Below are 17,234 nucleotides of genomic sequence, written 5' to 3' on the forward strand. Positions count from 1 at the left end.
GCTGGCAGCCGATCCCATCTTGCGAGGCAAGTCCCATGGGCAGAGCGGCGGAACGTGTCTACACCGACCCGGCCAGCATCCGGCAGCTCGAATCGCTGGTCCGGGAATTGCCGGCCAATGGCCATGTCGTGCTGCTGCTCAAGGACGGCAGCAGCTGCGACGGCGTGGTCGTCACGCGACCGAACGTGCAGCTGTTTCGCGATGCCGACGAGCGCGAAGGAATCAATGCCACGGTGAAACTGGAACGCCCCGACGTGCCGGCGTGGAGTCGGCAGGTCTGGCTCGACCAGATCGCGCGGGTCGAACACGTCGATTCGATCATGGCGAGCGAAAACTGAGCGGGCGAAGCGTTCGACGTGCGCGAGCCCGGCATGTGCCGGACGCGCGACCGCGGACTTCGGGTTCAGGCCAGGTCGTCGGCCAGTCGCGGCGGAAGTGACCGTTGGCCGGGCCGCTGTGACGAATCGCGGCGGGCAGGGGCGAGCTGCGGGACGAGTTGCGTAGAATCCGCCGCATGACCACGACCCGTGGCTACACCTTCTACCAGCGCTGGCGGCGGCCGCTCGAAGTGACCGCCTGGCTGCTGTTCATCGCGTTGAACGCGGTCTTCAACAGCATCGACTCGCGCATCGACCATGCCGGTCGCGTGGAGGCGTGGGAGCCGTGGGTGTGGGAATGGAGCAGCGCGCTGGTGATACTGGCGCTGTTGCCGGCGGTGATCGCCGTGGAGCGGCGCTGGCCGATCCGTCTCGACAACTGGCGGCGCAACCTGCCGCTGCACGTGCTGGCCAGCGTGCCGTTCAGCCTGATCCACGTCGGCGGCATGATCGCGTTGCGCACGCTGGCCTATGCCGTCAGCGGCGGGCACTACCGGTTCGGGCCGTGGTGGTTCAATTTCGGCTACGAATACCTCAAGGACATCCGCACCTATTTCGTGATCGTCGGCACGCTGGTGCTGTACCGGCTGTGGTGGCTGCGCCAGCAGGGCGAGGCGAAACTGCTGGCCGCGCCGGACGAGGGGGCGCCGGTGGAACCGGTGGAGCGCCCCGAGCGCTTCCTGGTGCGCAAGCTGGGCAAGGAGTTCCTGCTCAACGCCAGCGAGATCGAGTGGCTGCAGGCCTCGGGCAACTACGTGAACCTGCACGTGCGCGGGCGCGACTATCCGCTGCGCGCGACCATGGCCGGGATCGAGGAGCGGCTCGACCCGGCGCGCTTCGTGCGGGTGCACCGCAGCCATTTCGTCAACCTCGATTACCTGGTCGAGATCGAACCGCTGGAAAGCGGCGACGCACGCCTGCAGATGCGCGACGGCGCGAAGATTCCCTGCAGCCGGCGCTACCGCGCCGCGCTGCGCGAGCGTTTCGGCCAGGCGGACTGAACCGGTGCGGTTGCGTGGTGACCGCGGATCGTTCCAAGCTAGCGGCTTGTTCCCGTCAGGCAGGTCGCCGATGAATCGCATTTTTTTCCGCTACGCCGTGATGGCCTTTTGCGCCACCTGGCTGCTCGCCGGCTGCTCGCCGCAGGGCAGCGCGCCGGCGCCGACCGCAGAGCAGCAGCAGGCCCAGGCGCAGGCGGCCGACGCGGCGCGTAACCTCGATACCTACCGCCAGCTGCTGCGCATCGGCAACGACGAGATGGCGGTGTCGATGGGCAAGGACATCGTCAAGCGTTTCCCCGGCAGCGACGCCGCGATGGAGGTGCAGAAGACCCTGCCGGCGATCGAGCAGCGTTACACCGCGGCCAGCGAGAAGAGCCGACTGGCCGGGCTGTGGCTGTACCAGGTGGCGCCGATGGCCGGCGGCACGCAGTCCACCGCCACCATCGAGAACAGCCTGCCGGCCGGCGGCGAGCGCGTGCGGCTGGTGCTGCGCCGGCACACCGCGTGGGGCCAGAGCGTGTTCCTGTACGGCAGCAAGCCCGGCTTCGTCTGCCGCGGCAATTGCACCCTCGCCGCCACGGTCGACGTCAAGCCGGTGCGGATCAAGGCCTTCGCGCCGTCCACCGGCGAGCCGGCGCTGATGATCCGCGACGACAACGGCTTCATCGCGATGCTGCGCAAGGCGAAGAAGATCAGCATGGACGTCACCCTGGTCGACGGCGAGAAGAAGCAGACGCTGGTCTACGAGGTGGGCGGTTTCGACCCGGCGAAGTGGGTTCCCGTGGGCAAGGGCGGCAAGAAGTAGCCGGTCCGCGCTGGACAGCGTCAACCGAAACGGCGCCCATGCGTCTGGACAGGTAGAGTCTCCATCGAGGACCGCATCATGTCCAAGCCACTCCTGATCGCTGCCGGTGTGCTGATGCTGGGCCTGTTGTGCGTCGGCTGCTCCAGCGTGCCGTACGCCCAGCGCATGAGCGAGCGCCAGGCCGTCTACGCCGCCGCGGCCGGCGCACCGGTGCGCAGCTTCCGCTTCTTCAGCCTGTACTCGTGGGAGCCGCTCGGCGACACCGAGCTGGCCGTCTACACGCAGCCGAACAAGGCCTGGCTGCTGGACCTCGGCGGCTGCCAGGAGCTGCGCTTCGTCAACAGCATCGGGCTTACCTCCAACCTCGACCAGGTGATGGTGGGCTTCGACAAGGTACTCACCGGGCGGCACAACTTTCCCTGCACCATCACGCAGATCCGCCCGATCGACGTGAAAAGCCTGAAGCTCGCGCAGCAGCAGCAGCGGCAGATCGAGAGCGCGGCGCGCAACGCGGGCAAGCCTGCCGCAGCGCAATGAGGGTCAGTGCAGGAACAGCTTCTCGGTGATCTTCGCCAGCGGCTTTTCCAGCGCACCCTGCAGACGCGGCGGCAGGTCCAGCGGCTTGAGCAGCATCTTCACCGTCATCCCGGCCGGGATGTGCCGGCGCAGCAGGCCCTGCGCGCGGTTGCTGATGCGGCGGAACTCGGCCTCGTTGCCCTGGTGCTGCGGGTAGCACTGGTTGAACACGTGGCGCAGCGCGATGTCGCTGTCCTCGCTCTTGATCTCGTTGACCCGGCGCAGGATCGCGCGGAACACCTTGTAGCGGCCGAAGCCCTCGCGCTCGCGGTACAGCCGGTAGTGCTGGTAGAAATACTTGAAGTGGCGGACCTCGTCGCTCTTGATGTGGTTGGTCAGCAGCTTCAACACCGGTTCGTCGGTGATCTCGTTGAGCGCGCGGTACAGGCTGGCGGTGCCGGTCTCCACCACGCAGCGCGCGGCCAGCTCCAGTCCGCGGTCGGGTTCGAGCTGCTCGGCCGTGCACACCGCGCCGTACTCGCTCCAGAACGCCTGGAAACCCTTGTCCCAGTCGAATTCCGGCCAGACCTTGCGGACGTAGGCGGCCAGCGCGCGGCCGTGCTGCAGTTCCTCGTGCTCCCAGTGCTGGCTGAGCCAGGTCTGCAACTCCTGGTCGCCGGCGAAATGCTCGATCAGGTTCTGCGAGTACAGGTCCGAGCCGCTCTCCACGAACGACGAACTGCACAGCAGGAAGAACAGGTCCTCGTCGTGGCGCACGCGGGCGACCTCGATGCGGTCGAGGTCGATGCTCTCCAGGGTCCAGGGCAGGGCGGTGGATGGATTCAAGGCGAATGTCCCCGTGCGGCGATGGCGGCGGCCGGTGGCCGTCCGTAGGTGACGGCAAGATGACACAGGATACGGCCTGGTCGCTGCGGCGGATTAACGCCGGCCGACTTAGCGCACCACCGTCACCGGCACGTGAGCGCGCGCCAGCACGTTGCCGGACACCGAACCGAGCAGCCAGCGCGCCAGCGCGCCACGTTCGGTATGGCCGATCACGAGGTGATCCACCTGGTGCTGGTCGATCTGGCTCAGCAGCACATCACCGGGACTGCCGTAGACCAGCTCGACGTCGACCAGGGTTGCCGCATCCGGCACGATCGCCGTCAACTCATCCAGCAGTTCCTGCACGCGCCGGGTGCCGGAGTCGGCCATCATCAGCGCCGCGGCATCGGCACCGCCTTCCGTCACCTGCAGCACCGACACTACGCGCACCCGCCCGGCGCAGGCGCGAGCCAGGTCGATCGCGAACAGGAACGCGCGACGGGACGCGTCAGAGCCGTCGTAACCGACCAGTGAATACTTGACCATGGTGCTCCTTCGCTTTGCCGGCATCGTCGTGCCGAGTCTATGCAGGGTGCCCGCCGTGCCACAACCTCCGGGCGATGCCGTGCCTGCCGGCGGCAGTCTGCACGGTGCTTCGTCAGCAGGACATCAAGGCAGAAACCTGAACGGGCAGTCATGCTTCTGCACGCGAATGTCACGCTGTCCTGCACAACCTCCTCTCACCCGCTGCGGCTGCCATCCTGCATCCGCGGCGCATGACGAACCACCCGCGGAAAGCGGAAGGAGACGACGATGATCAAGCGTACATTTGGAATGGCTGCCCTGGTAGTTGCCTGCGCTGGCGCCATGACCGTGCTGCCGTCTGGCAACGCGCAGGCTGCCGAAGCATCGGTGAAATGCGACCTCGTCTACAGCCTGTCCGGCTGGTCGCTGATCTACAAGCATGCCGAGGGCAGCGGCACGGTCACCTGCGACAACGGCCAGCGCGCCAACGTGAAGATCGCCGTGGTTGGCGGCGGTCTCACTGCCGGCAAGTACCACATCGACAATGGCAAGGGCGAGATCAGCAAGGTGCATGGCATCGCCGACGTCTACGGCGACTATGCGCAGGCCGGCGCCGAGGCCGGCGTGGTGAAGAGCGGCACCGTGCAGGTGCTGACCAAGGGCACTACCTCGCTGGCGCTGGCCGGTTCCGGCGAAGGCGTCAACCTGGGCATCTCGGTGGGCAAGTTCACCATCAGCGAGCGCTGATGCCGAGGCACGCATGAGGAAGGAGGGCGCCGGAGGCGCCCTCCTTCTTGGGGACGCGTAAACTGTGGCGGCTGCTTCCAGTTGCTCCCTTCCCCGAACCGGAGTCCGTCATGCGCCGTCTTTCCCGCTTGCTCGTGCTGACCCTGCTGTGTGCCCTGGCCATCCCGGCATTTGCCGCCACCCCGCAAGTCGGCGACAGCGCTCCGGCGTTCCGCCTGCAGGACCAGAACGGCCACTGGCGCACGCCGGCCGATTTCCACGGCCACTGGCTGGTGATGTATTTCTACCCGAAGGATTTCACCCCCGGCTGCACCACCGAGGTATGCACCTTCCGCGATGACATCGCGAAGCTGCGCCAGGCCGGTGCCGAGGTGATCGGGGTGAGCCTGGACGACGTGAAGTCGCACGCCGAATTCGCTGCGAAGTACCACGTGCCGTTCCCGCTGCTGGCCGACGCCGACCGCAGCGTGGCCACTGCCTACGGTGTGCTTGCCTCGCACATCGGCATGCACTACGCCAAACGCACCACCTTCCTGATTGATCCGCAGGGCAGGGTGGCCAAGGTCTACGTGGATGTCGACCCGGAAAAGAACTCGGCCCAGGTGCTGGGCGATCTCGCCGCGTTGAAGGCGGCGCCCTGATGCCGCTGGCGGTGCGCATCGACCCCGCGCCGGCGCGGGGTTTCACGGCCTGGGCGATCGGCGTGTGGATCCTGCTGCTGTTTGCCGCGCTGGGTGCCGTGCAGTATCTGCAGCATGCCGAATACTCCTATCTGGCGGCATCGCTGGTGGTCTTCGCGACCTGCGCCGGCGGCATCCTGCGCCAGGCGTGGGCACGGCCGGTGCTGCAGGTGCTGGCCGTGCTGCTGGCCGTGTGGGCGCTGGTCTCGGGTGCGCTGATGCTGCAGCAATGGGGCGATTTCGACACCGCCAGGCAGCATGCGCAGGCGCAGCCGCAACTGGGCGAGGTGGCGCTGTGGATGATCGCGCGGGCCGAGCGCACCTGGCAGGTCGGCCTGGCGCTCAAGGCTGCCGCGATCCCGCTGCTGCTGGGGCTGGCCTGGCAACTGGGCCGGCCGGCGGTGCGCGCGCAGTTCCGTCCGCGCCCACGTTGAGCGAGCAGTTCAGCGGCGGTTGCGGCAACGTCGGCTATCGCTGAGCGGGTCCATTTCCAGGGAATTTTCATGCGCCTGTCGCGATTGCCGTTCCTGTTCACCCTGCTGCTCGCTGCGCCGTGGCTGCACGCGCAGGACCTGGCGACGACCTGCCACGCCAGCAGCAGCTACGACGTCACCCTGAAACCCGGCAGCCTGCTGTTCGATCGGCCGGCGCCCGCGCCGTTCCACGTCGAGCTGCGGCAGGGGACGCTGCGCACCGACGGTGCCATCGTGAAGCTGAATGCGGAGGACGAGGACCGGCTGGCCCTGTTCGAACGCGACCTGCGCGCACTGGCGCCGCGGGTGCGCACGGTGGCGCGCAACGGCGTGGACATCGCCGCGCAGGCGCTGCGGGCAGAAGCCGACGGCATGGGCCTGGGCGCCGATACGCGGGCCGAATTCAACCGCCGGCTGGATGCGCATGCGGCCGAGTTGAAACGGCGCATCTCGGTCAGCCAGAGCACGCACGACTGGCAGGGTGATGCCGCCAACCAGGCCATGAACCAGATCGCCGGCGACCTGCTGCCGCTGCTGGCGGCCGACCTTGGCCAGCAGGCGATCAACGCGGCGCTGGCCGGCGACCTGCAGGCGGCCGCCAGCCTGCGCGATCGCGCCACCGACCTCGCCACCGCGTTGCGCCCGCGCCTGCAGTCGCGCCTGCAGGTGCTGCGTCCGCAGATCGAGGCGCTGTGCCCGTCGATCCAGCGGCTCGCGGCCTTGCAGCAGGGCGTGCGCGGCAGCAACGGGCAGCCGCTGGATCTGCTGCAGGTCCAGCAGTGAGCAGGGCCTGTCGTCAGCTGACTGCCGCACGGTTGGTCGCGTGGTTAATCTCCGGCTAAGTGGGCCGGGGCCAGGATGGCGCACCGATCGACCCCGATCCGCCCGGAGGCGGCCATGCCGCGGCAGTTGCCCGTATCCACCTGCAATACCCTGATCCGGCGCAGCATCGATCTGCGCCAGCTCTATCGCCATGCCGCGGCGGCGTGCGAACCGGGCCTGCGCATGGTGCTGAACGACAACGTGCACACGCTGGACCTGTTGATCGCCGACCTGCAGGCGCAACTGCGCGACCGCGGCGACAGGCCGTGCGAGCACGGCAGCTGGCACGGCACCGTCCACCGGCATCTCGCCGGCTGGCTGGTGCGCACCGCCGCGCGCCACGACAGCGCCTGGATCCGCGTGCTGGCGCATGGCGAGAGTGCCTTGCTGCATGGCTTCGAGCAGGCCATCGCCGCCGCCCCCGCCGAGTCGGTGCTGGTGCTGCGCCGGCAATTGCCGCGTTTGCGCGGCATCCACCTGGACATGCACAGCCTGGCCGGTACCGCGCGCTATTGAACGAAAGTGGCCATGCCCGCGACCGCACAGGACGTCCTCGATTTCTGGTTTGCCGAAGCGGGCGCCGACCACTGGTTCGCCGCCGATGCCGTGTTCGATGCGCAGATCCGCGAGCGCTTCGGCGAAGCCGTCGAGGCTGCCGCTGACGGCCGGCTGGACGACTGGGCGGGTACGCCATCGGGCTGGCTCGCGCTGTTGATCCTGCTCGACCAGTTCCCGCGGAACCTGTACCGCCACGACCCGCGCGCCTGGGCGACGGACGCCGGCGCGCAGCGCGTGGCGCTGTCGGGGCTGGCTCGTGGTGATGACCGGCAACTGCCCGCCGTGCAGCGCGTGTTCGCCTACCTGCCGCTGGAACATGCCGAGAATCTGGCGTTGCAGCGGCGTTCGGTGGCGTTGTTCGAGGCGTTGTGCGCGGAAGTGCCGACGGCACAGCGCCAACCGTTCGAGGAATTCCTGGACTATGCTCGCCGCCACTGCGAGGTGATCGCGCGCTTCGGCCGCTTTCCCCATCGCAACGCCGCACTCGGTCGGACCGATACGCCGCAAGAAGCGCTCTACCTGGCCCAGCCGGGCACCGGTTTCTGAGACGCGACGCGATCGGCGGTTCCGGGGTTGCAGTCAGTCCATTCCAGTCAGACCAGGGAGCAGGTCATGCGCATTCGTCTCGTCATCGCCTTGTTCGCGTTCAGTGCCGCCGTGCAGGCGTCCAGCACCCTGCGCGTGGGCAACCAGGTACTCACCGCCGGCGACAGCCGCGAGCGGGTGGTCGAGCTGCTGGGCAAGCCCACCTCGAAATCACACGCACGCAAGCCGCGCAGCCACGGCGGCCGTCGCGGCGGCGTGCGCGTGGTGGACAACCACCAGGGCGGCGAGCAGTGGCGCTACCGCCGCGGCGACCACGTCACCGTGGTGACCATCGTCGATGGCCGGGTCAGCGAGATCGAGGATCGCCGGCTCTGAAGCGCCCGGGTTGGCGATGATTTCATCGCCGCCTGTTAGGCTGGCCTCCGGTTTTTCTACGGAAGGCGAAGCGATGTTCGATATCTCCGTCGCGTCGGCCGCGCGTGCTGCTGCAACGCCCGATGTTTCCAGCTATACCGACCAGGCGGTGCAGCTAGGGTTGCGCCTGGCGGGCGCGCTGCTGGTATTGCTGGTCGGCATGTGGGTGGCACGCCGGCTGGCCAATTTCGCGCAGCGCGCGCTGGGCCGGGCCAGTGTCGATTCCACGCTTGGCGGCTTCCTGCGCAACCTGATCTACGGCGTGCTGGTGGTTTTGCTGGTGGTGACCGCGCTGGGCGTGCTGGGCGTGCCGTCGGCGCCGATGGTCGCCGCGCTCGGCACCGCCGGGCTGGCGATCGGGCTGGCCCTGCAGGGCTCGCTCAGCAACCTGGCGTGGGGCGTGCTGCTGGTGGTGTTCCGGCCGTTCCGGGTCGGCGACTACGTCAGCGCCGGCGGCACCGAGGGCACCGTGCAGAGCATCAACCTGATGCATACCCAGCTGCTGCTGCCGGACAACCGCGAGGCGATCCTGCCGAACGCGAAGGTCGGCGGCGACGCCATCATCAACTACAACCGCCGGGGCACGCGGCGCTTCGAGCTGAAGTTCGGCATCGCCTATCGCGACGATGCGGAGCAGGTGATGGCCACGATCATGCAACTGATGGCGGCGGACCCGCGCATCCTGAAGGATCCGGCTCCCGGCGTATGGATCGAGGGCCTGAGCGGGCAGACGGTGAACCTGGTGCTGCGCGGCTGGACCCTCGGCAGCGACAACTGGGGCGCGCAGACCGACCTGCTGCACGCGATCAAGCGGCGGATCGACGCGCAACAGATCAGCGTCCCCGTGGTGCCGCGCGAAGTCACCCTGGTGCAGGGCGTGCCAAAGGCCGATTGAAGCTACTGCACCTCCACCGCGTGGCGGTTGTCGCCGGAGACCTTGTCGATCAGTTCGTTGTAGGGATCGATACCGGCCAGCGCGGGCTTGCCGTCGACGGTCACGGTGAGCGTGCTGTCACCGTCGGGCAGCAGGCGTTTTCCCAGGTACAGCGGCTTGCCGTCCTTGCCGTTGCCTGGCGGAGCGGCGAACACGCCGATCTCGATCGGGATGTCCGGCTTCGCCGCGGTTTCCTTGCCGCTGCCGTCGACGTAGACCTTGCCGGCGTGCACCTGCAGGGTCACTTCGTACTTGCCGTTCGGCAGCTTCTTCGCGGTGGCGCCGGTGAGGCGGTTGTCGAACAGGGTGATCTTCCAGAACAACTCGTCCAGCAGCGGCTGCCACTTCGGGTCGAGCGCCTTGCCCAGCGCGTCCATGAATTCCTGCGAAGTGGTGTACGGCGGTTGCTGGAAACCCTTGTCGATGAGGAACTGCTTCAGCACCGCGTTCAGCATGCCTTCGCCGACGTAGTCCTGCAGGGCGTAGAACACCAGCGAACCTTTCTTGTAATGGATGTACTGCTGGTTCTCGACCTTCGCCAGCGGCTCCTCGGCCAGCTTCTCGGTGGCACGTCCCGCCAGATAGCCGTCCAGTTCGTACTTCAGGAACTTGTGCATCTGGCCGGCGCCGTACTTCTGTTTCATCACCATCAGCGCGGAGTACTGCGCCAGCGATTCGCTGAGCATCGTCGAGCCCTGCATGTTCGCGCCGACCACCCGGTGCGCCCACCATTGGTGCGCCACTTCGTGCGCGGTGACGTAGTAGGGATAGTCGATCCGGCTCTTGTCGCGCAGGTCGGCGATGAAGCCCAGTGCCTCGGAAAACGCGATGGTGCCGGGGAAGGACTGCGCGAAGCCGTAGTAGTTGGGCACTTCGGCGATGCGCAGCTGGCGGAACTGATAGGGCGTGTAATGCGTGTCGTAGTACGCCAGCGCGTCCCGCGCGCCCTCGATCATGCGGTCCACGTTCCAGGAGTGGGCGGGGTTGTAGTACACGGCGATGGTGGTGCCGTGGTCGTCCACGCGCTTCACCGCCCAGCGCGCCGACATCCACGCAGCGAAGTTCAGCATCGGGTGCTGCCCGCCGTCATGAAGCGTGGTGTAGTGGAAATGATGCCGGCCGCCGGCGATCCACTCCTTCTGCAGCTCGCCGGGCGCCAGCGCGATCTGGTCGGCGGCGGTGGAGACTGTGGTATCGAAGTCGATCCAGTCGGCGTCGTTGCTGATGTAGGTGTTGGCGCGCGCCTTCTGGTCGCCCAGTGGAGGCATGCGCGGCACGTCCAGCGGCAGGCCGTACTTGCGGCGGTCGTTGCGGTCGACGAGCTGGTTCTGCGGCTGGTAGCCGAACTGCGGCAGCACGCCGCTGTTGAAGAACGTGCCGTTGTGGGCGAGGAACTTGCCGTCGGGTTCGTTGGTGAAACCCTGCGGCGCATAGGTGATGTCGAAGTCGAACGGCATCGACGCGCCCGGCGCCAGCGGCGTGCGCAATGTGTAGATGGCGAAGCCGATGCGCTTGTCGTCGCTCACCGTGTCGTGCGGCGCGAAGTCCAGCGAATTCACCGTGAAGTCGGGGTCGAAGTTCACGTACAGCGTGTCGATCGGCGCCGTGGTCCTGTTGAGCAGCGTGTAGTGGCCACGGATCTCCAGCCGGCGCCGGTAGGGGTGGATGTCCACCTCGGTGCGTACCGAAGTGATGCGCGGCTGCGGTGCGTCGAGGTATTTCGCGTACCGCTTCTCGTAGTCGGCGCGCCCGCGTTTTTCCGCGGCGCCGCTGCGATAGTGGTTGAGCACGTTGGTGTTGTAGTAGATCCAGAGACCGCTGCCCGCGAAGGCCAGCAGTGCCAGCCCCAGCGTGATACGCGACGGTCCGTGGAAGCGCGCGCCTGCCTCGCGCCACCGCTCGCGCCACGACTGCCCGGTGCCGCGCACCCAGAACAGCGCCGCCAGCACCAGCAAGGCGACGGCGCAGCTAGCCCAGTAGAAGTCGAACCACAGCGTGGCCTTGAGGAAATGGCCGAAGCCATTGAGGTCCGAATACGGCGTGGAGGGCGCGGCGGCGTAGTTGTAGAGGTTGTGCTCCCAGTGCAGCAGAGGGAAGGCGATCTGGCAGACGAACCACAGTACGGTCAGCAGATAGCCGAGGAAGCGGTTGTTGGACATCACCTGCAGGAACAGCGCCAGCACCGCCAGCAGTGCGAGCGGAATCGCCTGCAACGCCAACGTGCCCAGGTACAGGCCTGGCTCGATGTCTGTGTAGCCGTGGGCCAGCTGCCAGCCGATGCCGAACACCGCACCGCAGGCGAGGAAAACCACGATCACCGCCAGCAAGGCGCCCAGCTTTGCCGCCAGCGGCACCCAGTCCCGCAGCGGGAACGCGTCACTGACCTCGGCGCTGCGCTGCATGCGTTCGCGCCAGACCAGCTCGCCGGCGTAGAACATCACGATGACGTACAGCAGCCATTGCAGGGCACCCTGCGATATCTCCAGCACGCTGTGCGTCACCGGCCAGGTGGCGGTGCCGTAGATGCGCCCGGACAGCGCCAGGCTGAAAGCGAGGTTGACCAGGCCGAACACCAGCATCACCAGGAACGGCACGCCGCGCAGCACGCTCCAGGTATCGAACACCAGCAGGTGGCGCAGCTGGACCCATTGCGCACGTCCGTCGCTTGCCAGCTGCGCCGCCGGCGGCGCCGGCGCGGTGGTGCCGGCGGCGTGGCGCAGGATCGGCGGCTCTGCGCGCCGCGTGCGCCGGCGCCACCGCAGGCCCTCGCGGTCGGTGCGGAACAGCGCGAACGCGGCGCCGGCAAGCACTACCGCGATGCCGGTCCACAGCAGTCGGTTGAACAGCAGCAGGCCGTCCAGCGCCGGCAACTGTCGGTTGAGCTGGTCCGCCGACCAGTAGCGGGTGACGATCTGCAGGGTGCGGTTGCCGAATGGGTCGAGGATCGCGGCCAGTGCGTGGTGGTTGACGTCCTGGGTCAGCAGCCTGGCCACCGAGAGCAACACGATGAAGGCGATCACGCCGATCAGCGTGGCCAGCAGCGAGCGGGTGGCGGTGGCGAGCAGGAACAGCCATGCCGCGATGAACAGCAGGTTCGGCAGCAGCATCACGCCGAACGCCCAGGCGTAGCCGCGCCAGTCCGGCGGCCCCAGCCGCGCCGCCTCGATCCACGGCATGCTGCCACCCGCCGCCAGCCCCAGCGCGCACAGCAGCATGATCGCCACCGTCACCAGGTAGCCCGCTGCGAAGCGCCCGCCGAGATAGGCGCGCTTGCGCACCGGCGTGGTGAACATCAGTTCGGCGGTGCCATGGTCGAAGTCGCGCAGGGCCGCGCCGGCGACGAAGACGGCCACCAGCAGCAGGCACAGCGGCGCGAGGTTGTCGAGCAGCCGCACGATCACCAGCGGCGCATTGCGCAGCACGTTGCCGCTGGCGCCGCCGACGATCACCGCGTCGGTGCTGGCGAAAGCGAAGGCCAGCGCGGCGAACACCGCCGCGATGATCCAGAACAGCGGTGCCTTCAGTTGCTGGCGCAGCTCGAAGCGGAGAATTTCGGAAAACATCGGTCGTCCTCGCCGCGCGGTCAGGCGGCTTGCACCGTGGCCTGCGCGCGCAGGCGGCCGAAGTAGACGTCCTCCAGGTCGGGCGCGACGGCTTCGAAGCCTTCTTCCGGCAACGCGTCGGCCAGCACGTGCAGCAGGGTGCGGCCGCCGGCGAGGCGGGTGGACAGGATGTTCATGCGGGCGCGGTAGCCGTCCAGTTCGGCCTTGTCGATCGTGCGTCGCCATACCCGGCCATCCAGCGAGCGGATCGCCTCGGCCGGCTCGCCGCTGAGCAGCACCTGGCCCTGGCCGATGATCGCCATGCGCGAGCACAGGTCGGTGACGTCCTCCACGATGTGGGTGGACAGGATCACCACCACCCGCTCGCCGATCTCGGCCAGCAGGTTGAGGAAGCGGTTGCGTTCCTCCGGGTCGAGCCCGGCGGTGGGTTCGTCCACGATCACCAGCCGCGGGTCGCCGATCAGCGCCTGGGCGATGCCGAAGCGCTGGCGCATGCCGCCGGAGTAGGTGCCCAGCTTGCGCTTGCGCACGTCCCACAGGTTCACCTGGCGCAGCAGCGATTCCACCAGCTCGCGCCGCTCGCCCTTGGCGACGACGCCCTTGAGCACGGCAAAGTGTTCCAGCAGGGCCTCGGCCGACACCTTCGGGTAGACGCCGAATTCCTGCGGCAAGTAGCCGAGCAGGCGGCGGGTGGCCTGCTTGTCGGCCAGCAGGTCCATCCCGCCCAGCCGGATCGTGCCTTCGTCCGGGCCCTGCAGCGTGGCGATGGTACGCATCAGCGAGGACTTGCCGGCGCCGTTCGGGCCGAGCAGGCCGAACATGCCGTTGGGGATGTCCAGCGACACGCCGCGCAGCGCCCGCACGCCGTTGGCGTAGGTCTTCGACAGGTCGCGAATGGTCAGCATGGGGTGTTTTCCTGCGCCGCCATGCGGCTTGGTCATGCGGGTCAGGTTACGGGAAGGGGGCGGCCCGGTGCGTGCGCTCAAGGTCATGCATACGTATGCGCATGGTAAATGGCGCGGCGACCCCACGATCCGGGCGTACGGATCGGCCCTGCCTTCGTTATGATTGAACTCTTGTATGCGGCCGCCATCCCCGAGCGGCACGCCATCGCCGCAGGAGTCACCATGGCCGACCTCAAAGAAGCCCGCGTTCCCGATATCGGCCACGCGGACGTTCCCGTCATCGAAGTGCTGGTCAAGGCCGGCGACCGGGTGGAGAAGGAACAGAGCCTGATCACGCTGGAATCGGACAAGGCGACGATGGAAGTGCCTTCGCCGTTCGCCGGCACGGTGAAGGAAATGAAGCTGAAGGTGGGCGACGAGGTGTCCGAGGGCGCGGTGATCGCGGTCATCGAGGCCGATGGCGCAGCCGCCGAAGCGGTCGCCACCAGGCCCGCCGCAGCTCCGGCCCCAGCTCCGGTCCCAGCAGCTTCCGCACCGGCACCGGCATCCGCCGCAGCCAAGCCCGCGCCGAGCGCCGGCCAAGGCGCGCAGCCGGGCCACGCGCCCGAGGGCGACGTGTCGCCGCAGGCGCGCCCGCCGATGGATGCCAGCATCGTGATGCCCGGCGACGCGCCGTACGCCAGCCCGGCGATCCGCGCCTTCGCGCGCGAGCTCGGCGTGGACATCCAGCAGGTGAAGGGCAGCGGCCGCGGCGGCCGCATCCAGCGCGAGGACGTCAGCGCCTACGTCAAGCACGCGCTCGCTTCCGGCGCGCGTCCGGTGGCTGGCGCCAGCGCCTCGGTGGGCGGCCTGAACCTGCTGCCGTGGCCGAAGGTCGACTTCGCCAAGTTCGGCGAGATCGAGGAGAAACCGCTGTCGCGCATCCAGAAGATCTCCGGCGCGAACCTGGCGCGCAACTGGGCGATGATCCCGCACGTCACCCAGCACGAGGACGCCGACATCACCGAGATGGAGGCGTTCCGCAAGAAGCTCGGCGAGGAAAACAAGGACCTGAAAGTTTCGCCGCTGGTGTTCCAGATCAAGGCCGTGGTCGCCGCGCTGAAGCAGTTCCCGCAGTTCAACGCCTCGCTGGACGAGTCGGGCGAGAAGCTGATTCTGAAGAAGTACTTCCACATCGGCATCGCGGTGGATACGCCCGACGGCCTGGTGGTGCCGGTGATCCGCGATTGCGACAAGAAGGGCCTGCTCGACCTGGCCCGCGACCTGGCCGAGATCTCCAAGAAGGCGCGCGACAAGAAGCTCGGCCCGGCGGAGATGTCCGGCGGCTGCTTCTCGATCAGCTCGCTCGGCGGCATCGGCGGCACCTACTTCACGCCGATCGTCAACGCACCGGAAGTGGCCATCCTGGGCGTCTCCAAGTCGGTGATCAAGCCGGTGTGGAACGGCAAGGAATTCGCGCCGCGGCTGATCCTGCCGCTGTCGCTGTCGTACGACCACCGGGTGATCGACGGCGCGCTCGCCGCGCGCTTCGCCAGCTTCCTCGCCAACCAGCTCGGCGACATCCGCCGGCTGCTGCTCTGACCGGAGGCGATGACGATGGCGAACACGATCGAGATCAAGGTTCCCGACATCGGCGGCCACGACAACGTGCCGGTGATCGAGGTGCTGGTGAAAGTCGGCGATACGGTGGCGAAGGAACAGGGCCTGGTCACGCTGGAGTCGGACAAGGCAACCATGGAGATTCCCTCCAGCGCCGCCGGCGTGATCAGGGAGTTGAAGCTGAAGGTCGGCGACGAAGTTTCCGAGGGGGCGGTGATTGCGGTGCTGGAGGTTACTGGTGAGGCTGCTGCGGCACCGGCGGAAGCCGCGGAGCCGGAAGCGCCCAAGGCCGCTGTACCGACGACGGCCGCCGTTCCGGCGGCCACCCCTCCCCAACCCTCCCCTGCCAGCAGGGGAGGGAGTGACGTGGCACCGCAGGCGGCGGCCGGCACCGGCCGCAAGGCCGACATCGAATGCAAGCTGGTCGTGCTCGGCTCCGGCCCCGGCGGCTACAGCGCCGCGTTCCGCGCCGCCGACCTCGGCGTCGACACCGTGCTGGTGGAGCGCTATGCCAGCCTCGGCGGCGTCTGCCTCAACGTGGGCTGCATCCCATCCAAGGCGCTGCTGCATGCCGCCGCAGTGATCGACGAGGCTGCGGCGATGGGCGCGCACGGCGTCACGTTCGGCGCACCGAAAATCGACATCGACAAGCTGCGCAGCTTCAAGAGCAAGGTGGTCGGCCAGCTCACCGGCGGCCTTGCCGGCATGGCCAAGGCGCGCAAGGTGCGCACGGTCGAAGGCAGTGGTGCGTTCGTGTCGCCGCACGAAATGGAAGTCCAGACGGCCGAAGGTACGAAGCTGATCCGCTTCGAGCACGCGATCATCGCCGCCGGTTCGCAGTCGGTGAAGCTGCCGGCGTTCCCGTGGGACGACGAGCGCGTGGTGGACTCCACCGGCGCGCTGGAACTGAAGGATGTGCCGAAGAACCTGCTGGTCGTCGGCGGCGGCATCATCGGCCTGGAGATGGCCACGGTGTATTCGGCGCTGGGCAGCGCGGTGACCGTGGTGGAATTCATGGACCAGCTGATTCCGGGCGCGGACGCCGACCTGATCAAGCCGCTGGCCAAGCGCCTGGGCGGCAAGCTCAAGGGCGTGCACCTGAAGACCAAGGTGGTCAGCGCCAAGGCCACCAAGAAGGGTATCGAGGTCGGCTATGAAGGCGACAGCATCCCCGAGACCACGCTGTTCGACCGCGTGCTGGTTGCGGTGGGCCGCTCGCCGAACGGCGGCAAGATCGGCGCGGACAAGGCCGGCGTGGCGGTGACCGAGCGCGGCTTCATCAACGTCGACACGCAGATGCGCACCAACGTGCCGCACATCTACGCCATCGGCGACCTGGTCGGCCAGCCCATGCTGGCGCACAAGGCCACCCACGAGGCGCATGTCGCGGCGCAGGCAGTGGCCGGACAGAAGAGCCACTTCGACGCGCGTGTGATCCCGTCTGTCGCCTACACCGATCCGGAAATCGCCTGGGTCGGCGTGACCGAGCGCGAGGCGAAGGAGAAGGGCCTGAAGGTCGGCGTGGGCAAGTTCCCGTGGGCGGCGTCGGGTCGCGCGATCGGTATCGACCGCACCGAGGGTTTCACCAAGCTGATCTTCGACGAGGACACCCACCGCATCGTCGGCGCCGGCATCGTCGGCGTGCACGCCGGCGACCTGATCTCCGAACTGGCGTTGGCGATCGAGATGGGCGGCGAGGCGGCCGACATCGCGCTCACCATTCATCCGCATCCGACCCTGGGCGAGTCGGTCGGCATGGCGGCGGAAGTCTACGAAGGCACCATCACCGACCTGTACCTGCCGAAGAAGAAGTGATCCGAGTTACAGGGAAAAAGCCCGGAGCGATCCGGGCTTTTTTGTGGGCGGGTTTCGGGAAGGACCCGCCCGCGTCCGTGTTCGATCCGAGGCGGCTATTGTCCGGCTCCTCCTGAACGTCGATCATGG

At 67.8% G+C, this 17,234-nt stretch carries 18 protein-coding genes; 14 read left to right on the forward strand and 4 right to left on the reverse strand.

The window, feature by feature from the left end:
* Positions 1–35 precede the first annotated feature (35 nt).
* The 4 genes from QQA13_RS02065 (at position 36) to QQA13_RS02080 (ending at position 2,720) form a co-directional block, all read left to right on the forward strand.
* A complete protein-coding gene (locus QQA13_RS02065) occupies positions 36–338 on the forward strand; it encodes a DUF3247 family protein (RefSeq protein WP_108470601.1) in 303 nt (100 codons plus the stop codon).
* 176 nt (positions 339–514) lie between these two features.
* The gene (locus QQA13_RS02070; protein WP_108470602.1) at positions 515–1,378 is read left to right on the forward strand and encodes a LytTR family DNA-binding domain-containing protein; all 864 of its coding nucleotides are present in this window, start codon (positions 515–517) and stop codon (positions 1,376–1,378) included.
* Between the two features lie 70 nt (positions 1,379–1,448).
* Positions 1,449–2,183: a hypothetical protein gene (locus QQA13_RS02075; RefSeq protein ID WP_108470603.1), complete on the forward strand. Its 735-nt coding sequence runs from the start codon at positions 1,449–1,451 to the stop codon at positions 2,181–2,183.
* A gap of 78 nt (positions 2,184–2,261) precedes the next feature.
* The gene (locus tag QQA13_RS02080) at positions 2,262–2,720 is read left to right on the forward strand and encodes a DUF6491 family protein (protein ID WP_108470604.1); all 459 of its coding nucleotides are present in this window, start codon (positions 2,262–2,264) and stop codon (positions 2,718–2,720) included.
* A 3-nt stretch (positions 2,721–2,723) separates the two neighbouring features.
* Here QQA13_RS02080 and QQA13_RS02085 read toward each other — a convergent pair whose 3' ends face one another.
* Positions 2,724–3,545, reverse strand: coding sequence for a ferritin-like domain-containing protein (locus QQA13_RS02085; protein ID WP_108470605.1), 822 nt, complete (start codon positions 3,543–3,545; stop codon positions 2,724–2,726).
* A gap of 108 nt (positions 3,546–3,653) precedes the next feature.
* Positions 3,654–4,070 (reverse strand): universal stress protein, encoded by a 417-nt coding sequence (locus QQA13_RS02090; RefSeq protein ID WP_108470606.1) that lies wholly within the window; start codon positions 4,068–4,070, stop codon positions 3,654–3,656.
* Between the two features lie 267 nt (positions 4,071–4,337).
* Between QQA13_RS02090 and QQA13_RS02095 the strand changes: the two genes are divergently transcribed.
* The 8 genes from QQA13_RS02095 to QQA13_RS02130 all read left to right on the forward strand — a co-directional run bounded on the left by QQA13_RS02095 (position 4,338) and on the right by QQA13_RS02130 (position 9,184).
* On the forward strand, positions 4,338–4,796 hold the full coding sequence (locus tag QQA13_RS02095; protein ID WP_108470607.1) for a hypothetical protein: 459 nt from the start codon (positions 4,338–4,340) through the stop codon (positions 4,794–4,796).
* A 110-nt stretch (positions 4,797–4,906) separates the two neighbouring features.
* The gene (locus tag QQA13_RS02100; protein ID WP_108470608.1) at positions 4,907–5,437 is read left to right on the forward strand and encodes a peroxiredoxin; all 531 of its coding nucleotides are present in this window, start codon (positions 4,907–4,909) and stop codon (positions 5,435–5,437) included.
* Complete coding sequence (locus tag QQA13_RS02105) at positions 5,437–5,910, forward strand: hypothetical protein (RefSeq protein ID WP_108470609.1); 474 nt, start codon at positions 5,437–5,439, stop codon at positions 5,908–5,910. The genes QQA13_RS02100 and QQA13_RS02105 overlap by 1 nt, the downstream gene beginning before the upstream one ends.
* A gap of 69 nt (positions 5,911–5,979) precedes the next feature.
* Positions 5,980–6,732: a DUF2884 family protein gene (locus QQA13_RS02110; protein WP_108470610.1), complete on the forward strand. Its 753-nt coding sequence runs from the start codon at positions 5,980–5,982 to the stop codon at positions 6,730–6,732.
* Between the two features lie 114 nt (positions 6,733–6,846).
* Positions 6,847–7,287 (forward strand): DUF2383 domain-containing protein, encoded by a 441-nt coding sequence (locus QQA13_RS02115; protein WP_108470611.1) that lies wholly within the window; start codon positions 6,847–6,849, stop codon positions 7,285–7,287.
* 12 nt (positions 7,288–7,299) lie between these two features.
* Entirely contained in the window at positions 7,300–7,875 is a 576-nt protein-coding gene (locus QQA13_RS02120) for a DUF924 family protein (RefSeq protein WP_108470668.1), read from the forward strand.
* A 66-nt stretch (positions 7,876–7,941) separates the two neighbouring features.
* Positions 7,942–8,250, forward strand: a complete 309-nt coding sequence (locus QQA13_RS02125; RefSeq protein WP_108470612.1) for a DUF2845 domain-containing protein — start codon at positions 7,942–7,944, stop codon at positions 8,248–8,250.
* A 73-nt stretch (positions 8,251–8,323) separates the two neighbouring features.
* On the forward strand, positions 8,324–9,184 hold the full coding sequence (locus tag QQA13_RS02130) for a mechanosensitive ion channel family protein (RefSeq protein WP_108470613.1): 861 nt from the start codon (positions 8,324–8,326) through the stop codon (positions 9,182–9,184).
* Positions 9,185–9,186: 2 nt separating this feature from the next.
* Here the strand turns inward: QQA13_RS02130 and QQA13_RS02135 are convergent, their stop codons facing one another.
* Together QQA13_RS02135 and QQA13_RS02140 are read right to left on the reverse strand one after the other, a co-directional pair.
* A complete protein-coding gene (locus QQA13_RS02135) occupies positions 9,187–12,786 on the reverse strand; it encodes a M1 family aminopeptidase (protein WP_108470614.1) in 3,600 nt (1,199 codons plus the stop codon).
* A 20-nt stretch (positions 12,787–12,806) separates the two neighbouring features.
* Positions 12,807–13,691, reverse strand: a complete 885-nt coding sequence (locus QQA13_RS02140) for an ABC transporter ATP-binding protein (protein WP_108470615.1) — start codon at positions 13,689–13,691, stop codon at positions 12,807–12,809.
* Between the two features lie 222 nt (positions 13,692–13,913).
* On the opposite strand from QQA13_RS02140, the gene aceF reads away from it, so the two are divergent.
* Together aceF and lpdA are read left to right on the forward strand one after the other, a co-directional pair.
* Complete coding sequence (aceF, locus tag QQA13_RS02145; protein WP_108470669.1) at positions 13,914–15,272, forward strand: dihydrolipoyllysine-residue acetyltransferase; 1,359 nt, start codon at positions 13,914–13,916, stop codon at positions 15,270–15,272.
* A gap of 15 nt (positions 15,273–15,287) precedes the next feature.
* Positions 15,288–17,105, forward strand: a complete 1,818-nt coding sequence (lpdA, locus tag QQA13_RS02150; protein ID WP_108470670.1) for a dihydrolipoyl dehydrogenase — start codon at positions 15,288–15,290, stop codon at positions 17,103–17,105.
* Positions 17,106–17,234 lie beyond the last annotated feature (129 nt).

This window comes from Rhodanobacter thiooxydans, from assembly GCF_030291135.1.
Classification (GTDB): domain Bacteria; phylum Pseudomonadota; class Gammaproteobacteria; order Xanthomonadales; family Rhodanobacteraceae; genus Rhodanobacter; species Rhodanobacter thiooxydans_A.